Raw genomic sequence first — 17,386 nt, forward strand, 5'->3', positions numbered from 1 at the left:
TCAAGAGCAACGAATGTACGAGGCATAGCGTTACACAGTTAATGTGATAATACGCTGTGCCTCGTCAATATTAGGTCGTCCTAGTCCATGAGTTGATGCCATTTGGTGAGCATACTGTGGTACTTGACTATTGGTTATTGTCCCAGCATCAAGTAGCGTGCGAGCCATAAGCCCGCGATAATACTTGGCGCGGTGTGTTATCGTTCGCCCGTTATTATTAAGAGCTTTAAGCGTCCAAAACGGCCAAGGATTGTTATCGTCTTTATCATCTGGAATATGGGTGAGTAGAGGATTCTTTGCTACAGGCCAAACTTGGTAAGCTGCAGAACGTGCATCAAAAACTACATTATCGTGTGATCCAGCAGCATGTTGCATTGCTGATAATGTCATCCCACTAAGTGCCTGTTTCCACATATGCGCGACTGATCCTATATCTGGTAAACGCACATTCATAGCAAGTCGATACAGAGGGATCTTATCATGCGCTGTTGTAAGTCCAAATAATCCAGAAACAATAATTGCTGCGTCATGAGGTTGTAGATGTGCCGCCTCGTAGAGTACACCGGTATACACTTGCGCTGCTGGAGCGCAGGGCGATTCGTATAAATGCAAGTTCGCACGTATATCAGGCAGCGTTTGTTCACCAGATTTTAATATAGCTAACACTTCCTGATCTGGTAATACACAAGCTGTTATTAAAGATTGCGCAATACGTTCTCGTATTTCATTTAATGTGGGGAAGCTCAGTGTATCCATTTGCAACTTGGTGCCACTGATTGGAGCAGTTTTTCCTTCAGAAGGCGGAAGTAATACTAAAACCATAACTCTACTGTATATGAATAGTGGCACAGTAAACAAGTATCGCTGAAAGTATTATGGGCTACTCGGTTGAACAGTCCACTGTATTTTGCAAGTACTATAACGTAATTTACCTATGTTCTGTATCGTGCACCTGCATGGTTAAGCATAAACCAATAATTGGTAGTACCAGCGCAAAAGCAAAACCTCATGCTGAACTGAAACTAATGGGCATGTTCGTAAGGAAGACACGCCCACATAGATAGTAATTCGACTGTAATGTTAGTGCTTAGCGATAATGGATGCGATGTTGCGCTGCACACGCCAAGCTTCTGGAATAGGGTAGATAGGGTACACGTGATTCATTTTGTCGCCCACAATGTAGTGATGGCGAATTCCTTGCGCTGATAATGCTTGATGAAGCCGTTCGGAGTCAGGATACAGAAGTTCATGTGTACCCACAACGATGGTAATTGTTCCAAGGTGGTCGAAGTTACCATACAGTGGACTGACATATGGATTACGTGCATAATCCTTATGCTCATTATGTATTGTCGGTTTGGCTGTTGATGAGCCTACACTGTTATGATTTGTTGCAGCAGGTGTTGCCCAGAGTTTGCCAAGCTGTTGGATCGGCCAAGCTTTGAGCATTGGGTCAAGCGGTTCATATTGTGCGATTGCACGGTTATTAGTGGCAATATCCGTCCATGGGGAGAGTAAAACAATATGCTTTGGCTGTGCTAGATGATGGTCCCTTATATACATAGCGAAAGCAAGTGCAAGACCGCCACCTGCAGAATCTCCCATAATGGTAATGCGTTCAGATGAATCTACAGTAGGTAATATGATTCGATACAGCGCATCAAGACTTTGGAATGTTTCCTCAAATGTATGATTTGGTAGCTTGGGGTAGATGGGGAATACTACTCGCGCATCAAGCAGGCGTGCTATGCGGGCTACACTGATATAGTGCATTATGCTTGGCTGATGCACATAGCCGCCTCCATGCGTATATAAAAGCACTGGCTGTGTAGGGTTGTGCTTGTTATTCCATATAAAAACCTGCATACCGTGTACGTGTATTTCCTCAACTTTTTGCCCCACTAGAAGGCTTGGATTGGCAACTGGGCGCTCGTTGGAAATATAGTATGGTGCTAATTTTTCTTGGAATGCTTGCTTAGAAGTTGTGCCAAAAATACTTGCTGCTTTTCTTGCCGGTAGGATGTGTTCAGCAATCCAGCTTGTGGCTGAGCGGTGCTCAACGCCATGAGCGTACGCCCATAACCCTGCAGCGCTAAGTGCTGTTCCAAGGGCAATTTTGCTGCGTATACTCATAGAGCTCCTTACAACGATGATGGATGGTCATACATTAGCGTGAGATGACACAGGTGCATCTCACGCTAAAAAAGTTATGCTATTAATAATAGTTGCACTAATCGATTGTTACAGTTCTCTTCTCCTTTCTTGATAGGACTAAATATCCGATTCCTGAAAGTGCAGAAAGTAGCGCAACAACGAGGTATGACATGGTCCACGAGAGTGTGTCAGCCAATATCGGCATTATCCAGTTCGCTCCCAAGTTGCCGATAATATAGGCCATTAACCCAACAAAACCTAAGGCTGTGCCGGAGACTTTAAGTGGGACAAAATTAAGGGTAAGAATATTGACGATAAGTTGTGGGCCGTAGATAAGTGTACCTAATAACCCTGATACTACAAGCAATTGAATATATGAGGCGTTGCCAGTATTGGAAAGTGACTCGTAATAGAAAACTAATGCAGCCATTACAAATAGCCCGCTTGCCCCAATAACAGTCATGCGATTAGCGAATTTTACAGCAAGCCATGCAAAAAGCAACGTGCCAGGTATGGCGACCCACTCAAGCATAGAGACGGCAGTAAGTGCCTGCTGTTCACTAAAATGTTGAGAACTTAAATAAATCGGCATCCAATCTTCGATACCAAAACGAACAAAATACAAAGCTGCATTGATAAAACCAACAAGCAAAATTCCAGGGTTTAAAAACACATATTTACGTATCAGTTCCCAATATGGCATAGTTGAGACGGAGTCAGCGCCCTCGACATTTGGTTCTCCTTGTTCTCCATACATTTCACGTAATGTACCGAAGCCTTCGCTTTGCGGGTTATCTCCGCCAAACTTCCAGATAAAAATTGCGATGACAAGAACAAATACTCCAGGTAGAATAAAGCCAAGGGCCAAATTTCCTGGAGCTACTACTGCAAGACCTGCAATAATAAGAGGTAATAGAGCAGAACCCACATTTTGGGAAACATTCCATCCAGCAACCGCGGCTCCACGTGTTGTATTAGGGAAATATTGTGCAATCATTGCTTGTGAGCTTGGTGCAAGAGCACCTTGAATAAGTCCAACGGCAATAAGAATTATGGCAATAACCCAGAAATTATGAGTGAAACCCATAAGAATACAAAGTAATGCACTCATTGCTAATGCTCCGCCAAAGAGTTTACGTAAACTAACTCGATCGGCAAGTGCTCCCATTACGAACTTGCCAATTCCATATGTTACTGCGAAGCATGTGAGCAATGTTGCTACATTGAGTTTATTCCATCCATAAACATCAATCATGGACTTGGACATCAGCTTGAAGTTATTTCGAACGAGATATGCGCACACATATCCAACGAAAGCCACTGCAAGAATGACTTTTTGTCTCCACAGGAATTGAGCAAATGCTTTAGCATGTTCAATTTGATATGGCGTTTTATGTGCTGTTTGTTGTGTTGAATGCTCCATTTCTTCTCCTTTGAATGATTTGGAGTTACGCTTAAATATACTGAAATATATTTGGAAATACAATGGTTTTCCATAAAAAATACGTGATCAACTAATAATGGAACGTTTGTTCCGCATAGTGAATCTTTTGTGTCTGTTAAGGAAAAACTATATTTCATTATTTGAATAAGTACTTCCCTGAGAACTCTCTCTTGTGTTCAGTGTTACAGTAACACATGAGTCTGGTGTTGCGTCTTTCTGAGTATGTTTTGTACAATGTTTATGCCATGTAATGGCTTATGGTAAGGAGTTTTGGGAGGGTTTGACATGAGTACACCGCAGCAGAACATGCCTCAGGGGCAAGGATATGGGCAGCAACAAGCATATCAGCAGCCGAATGCTCAATATACGCAGACCGGTTATGCTGGGCAGCAGTATCAGCAGCCTATGGGTAACCAGCAGTATGGAAATTATCAGCAACCAGCATACCAGCAACCCAATTTCCAGCAGCAATATCAGCAGACTATGATGCCAAGAAAGCAATTTACCACAAATCGTAGTTTTGTAGTTTGGATTTTGCTTAATATCATTACCTTCGGTATTTACGGGCTTGTAATGATGTATGTCATTACGCAGGATGTCAACGAAATTTGTTCTCCTCGTGATGGTAGACATACCTATAGTTTTCTGCTTATGGTGTTTTTGTTCAGCTGGCTTACCCTCGGAATTTATCCATTGGTATGGTGGCATATGTTCTCGAATCGCCTCGGAGATGCATTGCAAAGCAGAGGGTATAACCGTATGATTTCCGCTTCGAGTTTTTGGGGATGGAATATTCTTGGCGCACTGATTATTGTGGGTCCATTTATTTACTTGTATAAAATGTTGGATGCAGTCAATACACTGTGTGCAGATGCTAATAACCGCGGAATTTAATACAAGGAAATGTTGTCTATATAGAATGGAGCTGGGATATTTACAAATCCCAGCTCTAATCGTTATTACTGTGCTAACTATTTTGGCAATAAAGTTAGTGTTTCTCGACTTAGGCTTATAGCGTTTATAGCCCCTGTTCACCGATGTAGTCTTCGATCTGCTCTGGATAAGCAGGCCACGCACCGTCATTTGTGCATACAAAAGCGGCAGTATTAACTGCGACCTTATGTGCATCTCGTAAACTTGCGCCCTGCAAAATGCCCATGGTAAATGCTCCGGAGAATGAATCACCAGCGCCAATTGTGTCGGCTACCTGAACTTTTGGAGTGTTGATTGTCGAGTGTTCGCCGTTTTTGCTCCATATAGTGCTGTATTCCGCACCAGCGGTGAGAATAAGATAATCAAGATCATAGGTGTTCATAAACCATGTGCACACTTCTTCATCGCTTCCGGACAGTCCGAATAGCGTGCGAAGGAGCACCAGCTCCTCATCATTAACTTTAAATACGGTAGCTAAGCGTAATTGTTCGTCGATAAGTTCTTTTGAGTAGTGATCACCGCGAATATTGATATCGTAATATCGTAATGAATCACGTCGGGCATGTTGTAGCAGCGCAATAATAGTATCGTGTGATTCTTGGCTACGGCATGCAAGACTACCGAAGCAAATAGCGTCAGCTTGTTGTACAAGTTCGATTAATTCTTCGGTAAGGGTGATATGATCCCAAGCCACATTTTTTACAATTGTCCACTCTGGAATACCGTCGATTAAGGCTACTTCTGCACGTCCGGTGGGGTAGGCATTGCGCTGCAAAATAGATTTGATGCCGGTTTGTTGTACCGCTTGGGCAAGTTCGTCGCCAAAAGGGTCTTCGCCAACTGCGCTAATCGAATATCCATCTGCTCCATGCTTGGTTGCGTGGTATGTAAAGTTCACAGGTGCTCCGCCTGCGCGTTTGCCGGAGGGGAGCATATCCCATAAAATTTCTCCGAGGCTGACGACTATTGGTTTGTTGTGTTCCATTGGTTGCTCCTTTGGTTTGTGGTTGGTTTATGAATATATGTTGCCCATATATGTGATATATGTGGTTTATGGATGTTGCATAACGCTGCTTGGATGGGCTAATAATTCTTGCGTAGCAATAGCACCTGCACCCAGCAGTGTGGCATCAACATGGAGATGAGAAGTTACAATATGTGTTGACTGCCATAGTTCTGGCAGTACACGCTGCTTACAAATATGAGTAATAGTAGATAATAGAGCGTCTCCTCCTTGAGCAAGAGTGTCTCCGAGAACAATAATTGATGGATTAAAAGCGTTGATAATACTGACACATCCGTAGGCAATAGCCTCATAAGCACTCGTCATGATATCGGTGATACAACTATCATCACTTGGATAATGAGCAATTAACCAAGATGCAGCTTGTTCATGAGTAAGCGTTTGTGGATCTACTTGATAGTGCTTGAGGAAATATGAAGAGTGATTCATCATAGTTTGGTGCACGGCGGCAGCACTACAATATGTTTCTAAACAGCCATAGTTGCCGCATTCGCAAGGCCTACCATGAACATCAATGCTCACATGTCCAAGCTCAGTTGAAGTTCCAAGAGTACCGCTTAGTAGTATGCCGTCGCTGATAATACCAAGACCAACACCTTCGCCAAGGAGGTAGTAGGCAAGATAATTGGTGTTTGCTTGCTTAATAGTGTGAGAACCATGAGTTGATGGTGATGTATCTGGAAGATTTTCAAAAGTACCAAAGAGTGATTGTGCTACAGCGCCAGCTCGAGCATCATGCTCAATAAGTGTAGGTACTGGGAAACTTTGTGCAAATTCGCTTTTGAAATTTATTGACTGCCAGCCTGACACTGACGTGGCAAGAGCAATACGTCCTTCGTTGCGCAAATAAGGACCAGGGACAGCAATTCCAATAGCTTTAATGGAAGGATCATTTTGCAGCATAGTAAATACTGCGGTTTTAATGGTCTGGCAAATATCTTGCACATCTGATTCGTGAATATGCTCAATCGTGTGCTGGTGTTGAATTTGACCTCGCACGTCAAAAATAGCAAGAGTTACGCTAGAGCGCGCAATTTTTATTCCAATAACATGCCATGCTTGATTGTTGAGTTGCAAGCCAATCGAGCGGCGTTGCATAAGTCCATCAATAGCGCCTGTTTCTTCAATAATATTAGCTTCGATAAGGTTGGCGGTAATTTTAGTAATTGCTGCTGGTGTTAAATGAAGTTGTCTTGCAAGTTGTGCGCGAGAACGTGTGCCTTGAGTATGCAGGATTTGAACAATGCGCGAACGGTTGAATTCAGCCATACTTGAATGTGTAGTGCCGTACGTTCTTGGCATAATAACTCCATTGTTGAAGCGAAATTTATGTATTAACTATGTTAATACATGGCTAGTTTTAATTGCAATTACAGCGTGTCGAAGAAAAATATAGAAAAGCGGGTGTCGAGCTTGCATACTACCTATAGTCATGTGGGACAATAGGCACAGTACGAAAAAGGGAGGCAACATGCCAAGTCGCCGTAAGGTAGTGCTTGTAGCCAGTCGAAAAACAGTTGGTAAATTGAATGTCAATGATGTGATCGGCCAGCTCGTTGGACATGGGTTTGAAGTTAATGTTGAAGAGTACTTCAATCCTCCGCTGTTTGGCTCAAACTCCCATGCTCGTGTCAAGTCTGACACGGAAATTGTTGTAGTACTTGGTGGCGATGGTACGATGCTTCGTGCCGCAGAACTTGTGCACGGCACTGATGTGCCGATTGTAGGCATAAATATGGGTCACGTTGGTTTTCTGGCCGAATTTGAACGCTTCCAAATACAAGATGCGCTAGCAAAAATTGCAAGTCGAGACTATAGCATTGACGAACGAGTAGTTGCTCAAGTTGCTGTCACAATACCACATCAGAGTACTCCGATTATGGACTGGGCATTGAACGACGTCACTATTGAAAATGCAGAACGCGGGCGTATGTTAGAAATCGCTATAGCAGTCGATGATGTTGATGTCAGCTCTTTTGGTTGCGATGGTGTAATCATATCTACACCGACAGGTTCTACGGCATACGCATTCTCTGCAGGCGGACCTGTTATCTGGCCTGAGGTAGGAGCTTTGCAATTGGTGCCACTAGCAGCTCATGCGCTATTTGCAAGACCGCTGATTATTGGCGCACAGTCTACTTTTTCTATTCATATTCCTCATTCAGATCAGTCTACTCAAGCAGCAACACAAGCATGGATTTGTGCAGACGGTAGAAGACAACAGGTCTTGCCTCAAGGCTCGACGATTGATGTACACCAATCAAGTCAAACTGTTAAACTCGCGCGATTAATTGGTATACCATTTAGCAGTAGATTAGTTTCAAAATTTGATTTACCAGTACGCGGTTGGCGGCAAGGTAGTGCACAACATACGCTCAATGACGGTGAGAAGAAATAAGGAAATATGCTCGAAGAATTAGAAATTCGCGCACTTGGACCTCTTGAACATGCCCAAGTGAAGCCAGCTGTAGGAATGACTGCAATTACTGGTGAAACAGGTGCAGGTAAATCCATGCTACTCAATGCACTTGGGCTTATTTCTGGTAAAACAAGCTCGCCAACTATGGTAAAGCCAGATCAAGCACAAGCATGGGCACAGGGAATTTTTGATATTTCGGCTAACACTTCAGTGCAATCTGTATTACAGGAATCAGGCATTGATATGGATAGTGTGGCTGCCGATGGGCTTTTCATCTCAAGAACAGTTCCATCCCATGGACGTTCACGAGCTGTAATTAACGGCAGAAGCGTACCACGATCAGTACTAGCAAATGTAAGTAGCCAGCTATTAACAATCCATGGCCAATCAGACCAATTACGCATTGCTCAGCCTAGTGCGCAACGAGACTTCTTAGACAACGGTATTGCTCCACAGATACTTGAACAATATGCACAAGCATGGCGCGACCTTACCCACGCTTGGCAACAGTTACAACGTATACAATCAGCTCGCTCGCAGGCGACAGCACGTGCTGATTATTTACGTGAGTCTATCGAACGCATTACTAGAGTAGACCCTCATACTGGAGAAGATGAAGAATTACGATCTCTACGGTCCCGTATTGAACATGCTGCCGATATTGCACGCGCAGTACAAGCAGCGTTAGCGGCGCTTGATGGCGCAGGTTTTGACGATGCCGAAGGAGCTCGTAGCCTAGTCGATCATGCTGCTGACACCTTACAAGCATTGCATATAACACAACCATTTGAACAGCTTGCCGAACGCCTGCAGTCAGTAAGTTCAGAATTAAGCGATATTACCTATACATTAAGTTCATTGCAAGAAAGTGAAGAAACCAGTCAAGACCTAGATAGTGTCAATGCACGTATTCATGAACTCGATGAGCTAACGCGCAGATGGGGACCTACACTTGCTGATGTACTAGCGTGGAAGGAAAAAGCCCAGTTTGAGCTCGAAGACCTTGATGACTCTCCTGAGCGTGTTGCAGCATTACAAGCGCAATATGAAGCAGCACAACAAGTGGCATTGCAATATGCACAACAATTACATGAGGCTCGTGTACAAGTGGCACAACAATTAAGCACTCATGTTAATCAGGAATTAGCGGCGCTCGCTATGCAAGGAGCTTCCTTAAGCATTGAGGTACATGAGAGGAATACTTCACCCGCAAAGGCTCAAATACACGTTCAAGATGATGCTCAACCGTTAGATAGTAATGGCATAGATGATGTAGAGTTTGTATTCAAACCATTTCCGGGAGCTCCTGGGATGGCTATGGGACAACACGCTTCTGGCGGTGAACTGAGTAGATTGATGCTGGCATTAGAGCTTGCAGCAGTGCAAGTACGAGCAGAGAGTAAAGACTTACAAAGCGACAAAAGCGATAACCAAGATATGCTGGATAATGCGCAACATGGGGAGCGCGAGCGCTTAACCTTTGTCTTTGATGAAGTTGATGCTGGTGTAGGTGGCCGAGCAGCAGTGGAGCTTGGCAAGCGATTAGCCCTGTTGGCACAAGATCAGCAAGTTATTGTTGTTACCCATTTGCCACAAGTAGCAGCGTGGGCGGATCGACAGTATGTTGTACAAAAAAATGTGAGTGAAACATCTGGCGCTACAACCACAGTGCAGTTCGTAGAGCAGCAACAGCGTGAAGAAGAAATTGCACGTATGCTCGATGGGGGCATTAGTGAAAGCTCACTACATCATGCTCGCGAACTTTTAGCGCAGTGTACTCTGTAAGTTTTGGCACTTGTACGTTCGCATGCTTGCCAATAAATGCATTGACATTGACTTCATGTATCTCAATTACTGCATAAGCTAGTGCAAAAAGTCAGCAATATGAGTATGATGAAAGCGTCGGGGGAACTGCAACAGCCAAAGTAGTGCTGTACTGCGGTTGAGAGTGGCATAAGCCTAACCCTTAGAACCTGTTGGTTAAGACCATGGTAGGGAGTAACGAATCTATGGCAATATTAATACCCGTATTATCTATTGCTGGCTCAGACTGTTCTGGTGGTGCTGGCATTCAAGCAGACTTAAAAACTATCAGCGCTCTTGGTTGTTTTGCGATGAGCGTGGTTACCTCGGTAGTTGCAGAAAACACTGCACGTGTGATTTCGGTGATGGATGTTTCTGATGAGCTTATTCGCGATCAAATGGAAGCAGTATTTACCGACATTCCACCGAAAGCTGTAAAAATCGGGATGCTTAATACGCCTACTATTATGCGGGCTGTAGCGACTGGACTTGATACCTATCAGCCAGAACATGTAGTTATTGATCCAGTGATGGTTGCAAAAAATGGAGCTCCGTTGATGCAACCCTCGTCGATGCAAGAATTGATTACGACCATTATTCCAAGAGCAAGTGTGCTCACACCAAATATTCCAGAAGCCGAACAAATCACTGGTATGCAGATTCAATCTGTTGCAGATCAAGAGGCAGCTGGCCGCGCAATTATTGCATTGGGATGCAAAGCGGTGCTCGTCAAAGGCGGCCATAGCACTGGGGAAGCAATTGATGTTCTTGTAGATAATTCTACTGGCAAGATTACAGTACATCAGTTTGCTCATGCACGCATCCAGACCAAGAATACTCATGGCACAGGCTGTACGCTTTCCTCTGCAATTGCAACAGGACTTGCACAGGGTATGAATACGGTTGATGCTGTGGCGCGAGCAAAACGGTACGTGACTATGGCTATTGAGCATGCTTTGGAACTTGGCGAAGGCAATGGTCCGACACACCACTTCTACGATGTGTATGAGCATGGTCTACGAGCAATCTAACAGGTCTAGGGCATGGCAACGGGCAGCACTATTTGATCTTGACGGTACGCTGTTCGACTCACTTGGTATCTGGGAACGCATTGATAGAGAATTTCTATCTGACAGAGGCATCGCATTACCAGATGATTATGCGCAAACTGTTGAACATATGAGCTTGAACACAGCAGCGCAATATACCATTAAGCGCTTTGGACTTGATGAGCAGGCACAAGATTTAGTGCACGAGTGGCAGGAACGCACGCGTAATGCTTATGCAACAGTGCAATATAAGCCTTTTGCTCAACACTATGTGCAGTATTTGCGCTCGCAATCAGTGGCCATAGCACTGGTGACTAGTCTTTCACGCCCGCTTTTTGAACAGGCTAACCACGCTACACAGGTGAGTCAATATGCTGACGCGGTATGTCTGATAGAAGATATTGGTTCAGCAGGTAAACACGAGCCAGATATTTTCCAGCATGCATCTCACGTACTGCAATGTGAGCCTCAGCATTGCATAGTTTTTGAAGATACCGTGGCAGGAATCCGCTCAGCTTCACAAATCGGCATGCAAACATGTGCGGTACTTGATCAACGAACCCAGCCCGTGTGGCAAACGCTACAATCAATAGCCAATTATGCCATTACTGACTTTTCACAGGCACCAACATTAGATACCTTGACTAAGGCTGGTCTGTAAGGATATCTCAACGAGTTTCGGCGTGACAGCAAACTAACAAAATCATATTTTATAGAAATAGGGGAATACCATGACCTATCAACTCATACGCAGTGCACAACCTGGCAGTATTTTGGAACGTTTCGCTTGTGCTGCATCCCATGTCTGGCAGGCTGGTTATGAGCAGCCATTTATCCAAGAATTACGACAGGGGATACTCTCGCAAGAGCGATTTACTTGGTACATGATTCAAGACCGCTTATATTTAGATGATTATGCTAATGTGCATGCGCTCGCTTTTGCAAGCTGCACTCACAGTACTATTCAGCAAGATTTGGCACATGCGTTAGGTGATATTGCGCACGAGCTTGCCACAGTCCATGATACGTACACACAGGTTTTTGGTATTAGCGAGCAACGCATTACCCATGCTGTACAAAGCGCAGCAGCGCGAGCATACACTACTAGCATGCTAGAAACAGCATATCGCGGCAATACATTAGAGATTTTGGTGGCATTGCTTCCATGTGCTTGGGTGTATGCAGACTATGGTGCACGTCTTGCACAAGAATTAGGCGATGCAGTGCATGGCCACCCATATGAACAGTGGATTAGTACGTACGCTGCTGACGATTTTTGGGATGCATCACAATGGTTACGCGATGACATCACGCTCCTAGCGCAACAAGCAACCGAGGTAGAAATTCAACGCCTTGAACAGATGTTTGTCCAAGGCGTTGATCTTGAGCGAGTATTCTGGGCAAGCGCATATGAAATGCAAGCAGGATGGAACTTCTAGTATGTATGCGCTGCTTTGCCGAGCTATAGTGTAAACGCAGCGCGACGTACTACGTCTTGCATTTGAGCAATATCGATAACCTCAGTGAATCGTTCGTGGGCATGTTCGAGGCCGCGAAGCGCTGCAGGTGCTTGAGTGCCAGTTTGCTGACTTAATACATCCATGCATGCAAAGTCACTGCCAGTATGGTCGAAACCGAGTGCTTGATTGACTACACGAGGGAATTTATAAGGGCTTGCCGTAGCAAGTAGAATACGCGCTGCAACATTCTCGCGCTGCGGCATGCGCTGTAAGACAGTGTAACCACACGCGGTGTGTGGATCAATAACTTCTCCTGTACTTGCAAAACATGATGCAATTGCCTCGTTAACTTCGTCTTCATTAGCCCAATCAGCGCTAAATATTGTTTGTATGCGTTTAAGCATATCCTCAGGAATCTGATAGGTGCCATCTTGGCTCAAGGACTCCATGAGTTTAGCAACTAATGCTTCATCCTTATTTGAGAAGTAGTAGAGCATACGCTCTAGATTGGAAGAGATAAGAATATCCATAGAAGGAGAAGTAGTCTGATAGAACGGACGATTGCGATCGTATACACCAGTGTTCAGAAAATCAACAAGCACATTGTTTTTATCCGAGGCAACTGTGAGATGCGCTACAGGAAGCCCAAGTAGTTTCGCATAATATCCGGCTAAAATATTGCCAAAATTACCAGTTGGCACGACAAACTCTACCGGATCGCCAAGAGTAATAGCCCCACGCTGCACAAGTTGGGCATATGCAGCAAAGTAATACACTACCTGTGGCACCAAACGACCGACATTGATGGAATTAGCTGAGGAAAGTGCGACATGAGCATCATCCTGTAGTGTGTTAGCAAACTCATGATCTGCAAAAATGCGTTTAACAGCGCTCTGGGCATCATCAAAATTGCCACGTACAGCATACACGTGAACATTATTGCCCTGCTGTGTGGTCATTTGAAGTTGTTGAATTTGACTTACTTTGCCTTCAGGATAAAAGACCGTAATACCAGTGCCCGGCGCGTCTGCGAAACCTGCAAGAGCAGCTTTTCCAGTATCTCCCGATGTGGCTGTCAGAATCATAATACGTTCTTCGGTGTGTGCAGTCTGTTCAGGAACATCTGGTGTGTTTGCAGTGCGAGCCATGAAGCGAGGCAAAATTTGCAATGCAACATCTTTGAAAGCACTGGTAGGACCATGGAAAAGTTCAAGAATCCAGTCGTCTCCTAAAGGCTTTAATGGGGTAATGTGTGTATCATCCCACTGATCCCCGTACGCTTGCTCAATGCACTCACGTAATTCATGCTCAGAGAAATCTGGTAGCAGTGCTTTGAGAACACTATAGGCAATATCTTGATATGAGCTTTGCATTAGACCAGCAATATCGATATGAGGACCATTGGCGGTGCCCAAATCATCATTGACAAAGAGCCCGCCATCATAGGCAATTCCTGTGCGAATTGCTTGTTTTGCTGTTACCATCTGGTCATTAGAGCGTGTGCTATGGAAAGTATTCACGTGTTCTCCCTTACTGCGGCGCTTGAATACACAAGTGCATATGCCATTGCCCATAGTGTACAAAAAAATCACGTCCAACACAGCAGCATTGCACATCGTGGACGCTTTACTCATTCGACAGCTTTATTTCGTATAATTGCCATGTGCCATACAAATGTGCACATGCAACTGCGCATGAAGAAAGGACTGGTATGACAGCCTCATCGTTAGCTCAAAGCCCACAAGATCTTTTTAATGCACCAATTGCTCAAGCAGACCCTGAAATAGCCGCGTTACTTAACGCGGAACTTGACCGTCAGCGTGATGGTCTAGAAATGATTGCTTCAGAAAACTTTGTTCCACGTGCCGTATTGCAAGCTCAAGGCTCAGTACTAACGAATAAGTATGCAGAAGGCTACCCAGGAAAGCGCTACTATGGTGGTTGCGAGCAGGTAGATCAGGTCGAACAACTAGCTATCGATCGTGCAAAACGCTTATTTGGTGCTGAATACGCCAATGTGCAGCCTCATTCTGGTGCTCAAGCTAATGCTGCTGTATATCAGGCACTAATTAAGCCAGGAGATACCGTGCTTGGTTTAGCCCTCGACCATGGTGGTCATTTAACCCACGGTATGAAAATTAATTTTTCTGGTAAGTTCTACAATGCGCAGAGCTATGGCGTTGATCCGCAAACATATCGCATTGAGCCAGAAATTATTCGCCAGCGCGCATTAGAAATACATCCGCAGTTGATAATCGGCGGATGGAGTGCATACCCTCGCGTAGAAGATTTTGCTGCCATGAAAGAGATTGCTGATGAAGTAGGCGCAAAATTCTGGGTGGATATGGCTCATTTCTCGGGTTTGGTAGCTACAGGGCTTCACCCAAGTCCAGTGCCATTTGCTGATGTTGTTTCTTCGACAGCACATAAGACTTTAGGTGGACCACGTTCAGGATTTATTCTTGCCAAAGAAGAGTACGGCAAAAAGATTAACTCCGCAGTATTCCCTGGTCAGCAAGGTGGACCATTAATGCATGTTATTGCAGGAAAGGCAGTGAGTTTTGCTCTTGCTGGCACAGATGCTTTCCGCAATCGTATGCAGCGCACGCTTGATGGAGCGCAGATTTTGGCACAGCGTCTAATGGCTGATGATGTCAAAGCCAATGGCATCAGTGTCCTAACCGGTGGCACTGATGTGCATTTAGTAATGGTAGATTTGCGCAATAGTGCTATGGATGGTAAGCAAGGGGAAGATTTACTTGCCAGTATCGGTATTACTATCAACCGTAATACGGTGCCATTTGATCCTCGACCGGCGTCTGTAGCATCAGGACTTCGTATTGGTACTGCGGCACTTGCCACTCGTGGGTTTGATCTTGATCAGTATGAAGAAGTTGCCGATATTATTGGTACGGCACTTGCTCAGGGCACGAGTGCTGATGTCGATAGTCTGCGAGCACGAGTAAACCGACTTGTGGCGGAATTCCCATTGTATCCGCAACTTGATCAGATTCATTAAATGAGGTATTTCTGGGGTAAGAGCCATTACTTACCCCAGAATTTTTTAATACATTTGTTTGTTTTACGCGCTATGCGGTAAAGTGTGCACTATGAATGAGCAGAACGATCAGAGTCAGCTTGCTGAAGAAGCATATGAAGTTGTAGTAGATGGTGAAACTTCAGTAATTCTTGAAGCCCAACCTGCACAACAGACTACAGATACCGTATTTGCACAAGTGTGTGCGCAAGCGGACCGTGCTGCTGACGCGCAGCGAGCATTATCGTGTGCTAATAGCGGTCAGAAGAATGCACTACTGCTGGCTATTGCTGATGCGCTTGTAGAGCATGCTTCGGAGATTGAACAGGCTAATGCTATCGATTACAGCAATGCACAAGCAGAAGGCATGGATGCGGGTAAACTCGACAGGCTACTGTTCACTGTTGATCGTATTCAAACTACAGCACAAGGGGTACGTGATGTTGCAGCCCTTGCTGACCCGGTAGGCGAGGTGATTCGCGGCAATACTATGCCTAATGGCATGAGGCTCAACCAGGTGCGTGTGCCTCTTGGTGTAGTAGGAATGATTTATGAAGCGCGTCCGAATGTCACCATTGATGTAGCGGCATTATGTTTGAAATCTGGTAATGCAGTAATATTGCGTGGTGGTCATGCTGCCGAGCATACCAACCAAGCAATTTTAGCTGTGATTGCAGAGGTTATGGCTGAGCAGGGCTTCGATGCTTCTCTCGTGTCCAGTGTCGATCAGTTTGGTCGTGCAGGCGCACAAGCAATGATGCGGGCCAGGGGACATATTGATGTGCTCGTACCACGTGGTGGCGCAGGATTGATTCGAGAAGTTGTTGATCATTCTCTAGTACCAGTGATTGAAACAGGTTCTGGAAATGTGCACATTTATATTGATGAATCAGCAGATCCAGACAAAGTTGTTCCGATTATTGTTAATGCAAAAACTCAGCGTGTTGGAGTGTGCAATGCTGCTGAAAAACTACTGATACACCATACTGTTGCAGAGAGCTTGTTACCTGATATTGCATACGCATTAACTGCTCATGGAGTGCGTATTCATGCAGATGAGGCCTCGCTGAATATTATTACATCAGTTGGTATTGATGGGCTTGATATTGTGCCTGCGACAGAGGATGATTGGATGACGGAATACCTCGATTATGAAATTGGTATTCGTATTGTCCAGTCTATGCCAGAAGCGATTGCACATATTAACCGATACTCTACAGGGCATACGGAAGCTATTATTAGCGAAGACTACACAAGAATTGAAGTTTTCACGCACTTAGTGGATTCCGCGGTAGTAATGGTGAATGCCTCAACGCGCTTCACCGATGGCTCTATGTTTGGTCTTGGCGCGGAACTCGGTATTTCCACCCAAAAAATGCATGCTCGTGGTCCAATGGGATTAGCTGAGCTTACCTGTACTAAGTGGATTGCCTATGGAACAGGACAGGTGCGTGAATAATGAGTACTCGACCCAGTTCTAATAAGGAGCACGATAATCAGACAGCATCAGACAATAATGCTTCAAAAGTGTTACCTGATGATCAAAGCGATTTTAATCCTCAAGAGGTTGCTCGTCTTGCCATGGATCGTGTAGAGCAGAGCGACGACACTATGGTATGGCTGCGTTTGGCAGCTGAACGGCTAAGTCTCGTGCGCTATGTCTTTTTAGTGCAGATTGAAGATGGTATTGCAAGCGCAGAGCAGCAGTCGGCACTAGAATATGCGGATGCTGTGCTGATTGGGTGGCCGAGTAAGGATGACGACGACGCTGTTCAGATTGATAGTGAGATGGCTAAAGATGTTGCTCGACATATGCGGTTAGGTGAGGAATATATTGACCGTTTCAGACAAGCTGAGCGGGCAAGGCATATTGACGAGATGACAGCAGCTTTGATTCGAGTGTCTGAACAAGTTGCTGAGATTCGTAAAATTTATCAGCCAACATTCCCGTTACCAACTTTTGCTGAAATTCGTCGCGTTATACAGGATGAGTGGGATGAGGCCATGGGCAAAATTGATGTCGATGCATCCGAATCTCAGGAATCCTAAGCGTAAAAAGCGGG

Annotated in this window: 15 protein-coding genes; 9 read left to right on the plus strand and 6 right to left on the minus strand. The window is 44.8% G+C overall.

Features of this window, described 5'->3' with window-relative positions; genetic code table 11:
- Positions 1 to 30: 30 nt before the first annotated feature.
- The 3 genes from yaaA to IEU85_RS02190 form a co-directional block, all read right to left on the minus strand.
- A complete protein-coding gene (gene yaaA, locus IEU85_RS02180) occupies positions 31 to 822 on the minus strand; it encodes a peroxide stress protein YaaA (RefSeq protein WP_188354588.1) in 792 nt (263 codons plus the stop codon).
- Positions 823 to 1,080: 258 nt separating this feature from the next.
- Positions 1,081 to 2,133 carry an alpha/beta hydrolase fold domain-containing protein gene (locus IEU85_RS02185; protein WP_188354589.1) on the minus strand — a complete coding sequence of 351 codons (1,053 nt, stop codon included), beginning with the start codon at positions 2,131 to 2,133 and terminating at the stop codon, positions 1,081 to 1,083.
- Positions 2,134 to 2,230: 97 nt separating this feature from the next.
- The gene (locus tag IEU85_RS02190) at positions 2,231 to 3,577 is read right to left on the minus strand and encodes an MFS transporter (protein WP_188354590.1); all 1,347 of its coding nucleotides are present in this window, start codon (positions 3,575 to 3,577) and stop codon (positions 2,231 to 2,233) included.
- A gap of 306 nt (positions 3,578 to 3,883) precedes the next feature.
- Here IEU85_RS02190 and IEU85_RS02195 point away from each other — a divergent pair, with 306 nt between their 5' ends.
- On the plus strand, positions 3,884 to 4,492 hold the full coding sequence (locus IEU85_RS02195; RefSeq protein WP_229714689.1) for a DUF4234 domain-containing protein: 609 nt from the start codon (positions 3,884 to 3,886) through the stop codon (positions 4,490 to 4,492).
- Positions 4,493 to 4,616: 124 nt separating this feature from the next.
- Here IEU85_RS02195 and IEU85_RS02200 read toward each other — a convergent pair whose 3' ends face one another.
- Positions 4,617 to 5,516 carry a carbohydrate kinase family protein gene (locus tag IEU85_RS02200; protein ID WP_188354591.1) on the minus strand — a complete coding sequence of 300 codons (900 nt, stop codon included), beginning with the start codon at positions 5,514 to 5,516 and terminating at the stop codon, positions 4,617 to 4,619.
- Between the two features lie 66 nt (positions 5,517 to 5,582).
- A complete protein-coding gene (locus IEU85_RS02205) occupies positions 5,583 to 6,857 on the minus strand; it encodes an ROK family transcriptional regulator (RefSeq protein ID WP_188354592.1) in 1,275 nt (424 codons plus the stop codon).
- A 169-nt stretch (positions 6,858 to 7,026) separates the two neighbouring features.
- On the opposite strand from IEU85_RS02205, the gene IEU85_RS02210 reads away from it, so the two are divergent.
- The 5 genes from IEU85_RS02210 (at position 7,027) to tenA (ending at position 12,265) form a co-directional block, all read left to right on the plus strand.
- Positions 7,027 to 7,953 (plus strand): NAD kinase, encoded by a 927-nt coding sequence (locus IEU85_RS02210; protein ID WP_188354593.1) that lies wholly within the window; start codon positions 7,027 to 7,029, stop codon positions 7,951 to 7,953.
- Between the two features lie 6 nt (positions 7,954 to 7,959).
- A complete protein-coding gene (locus tag IEU85_RS02215; RefSeq protein ID WP_188354594.1) occupies positions 7,960 to 9,759 on the plus strand; it encodes a DNA repair protein RecN in 1,800 nt (599 codons plus the stop codon).
- A 224-nt stretch (positions 9,760 to 9,983) separates the two neighbouring features.
- Positions 9,984 to 10,808, plus strand: a complete 825-nt coding sequence (gene thiD, locus IEU85_RS02220) for a bifunctional hydroxymethylpyrimidine kinase/phosphomethylpyrimidine kinase (protein ID WP_188354595.1) — start codon at positions 9,984 to 9,986, stop codon at positions 10,806 to 10,808.
- Positions 10,789 to 11,487: an HAD family hydrolase gene (locus IEU85_RS02225; RefSeq protein WP_188354596.1), complete on the plus strand. Its 699-nt coding sequence runs from the start codon at positions 10,789 to 10,791 to the stop codon at positions 11,485 to 11,487. Before thiD ends, IEU85_RS02225 begins: the two co-directional genes overlap by 20 nt.
- Positions 11,488 to 11,557: 70 nt before the next feature.
- Positions 11,558 to 12,265 carry a thiaminase II gene (gene tenA / locus IEU85_RS02230; RefSeq protein WP_188354597.1) on the plus strand — a complete coding sequence of 236 codons (708 nt, stop codon included), beginning with the start codon at positions 11,558 to 11,560 and terminating at the stop codon, positions 12,263 to 12,265.
- A gap of 23 nt (positions 12,266 to 12,288) precedes the next feature.
- On the opposite strand, the gene thrC is transcribed toward tenA, so the two are convergent.
- Positions 12,289 to 13,806, minus strand: coding sequence for a threonine synthase (thrC, locus tag IEU85_RS02235; protein WP_371866602.1), 1,518 nt, complete (start codon positions 13,804 to 13,806; stop codon positions 12,289 to 12,291).
- A 191-nt stretch (positions 13,807 to 13,997) separates the two neighbouring features.
- Here thrC and glyA point away from each other — a divergent pair, with 191 nt between their 5' ends.
- The 3 genes from glyA (at position 13,998) to IEU85_RS02250 (ending at position 17,372) form a co-directional block, all read left to right on the plus strand.
- Positions 13,998 to 15,305 (plus strand): serine hydroxymethyltransferase, encoded by a 1,308-nt coding sequence (gene glyA, locus IEU85_RS02240; protein ID WP_188354598.1) that lies wholly within the window; start codon positions 13,998 to 14,000, stop codon positions 15,303 to 15,305.
- A gap of 91 nt (positions 15,306 to 15,396) precedes the next feature.
- On the plus strand, positions 15,397 to 16,782 hold the full coding sequence (locus IEU85_RS02245; protein ID WP_188354599.1) for a glutamate-5-semialdehyde dehydrogenase: 1,386 nt from the start codon (positions 15,397 to 15,399) through the stop codon (positions 16,780 to 16,782).
- Between the two features lie 122 nt (positions 16,783 to 16,904).
- Entirely contained in the window at positions 16,905 to 17,372 is a 468-nt protein-coding gene (locus IEU85_RS02250) for a phosphoribosylglycinamide synthetase (RefSeq protein WP_229714733.1), read from the plus strand.
- Positions 17,373 to 17,386 lie beyond the last annotated feature (14 nt).

Origin of the sequence: Galliscardovia ingluviei, assembly GCF_014635685.1 — a bacterium.
GTDB classification, from domain to species: domain Bacteria; phylum Actinomycetota; class Actinomycetes; order Actinomycetales; family Bifidobacteriaceae; genus Galliscardovia; species Galliscardovia ingluviei.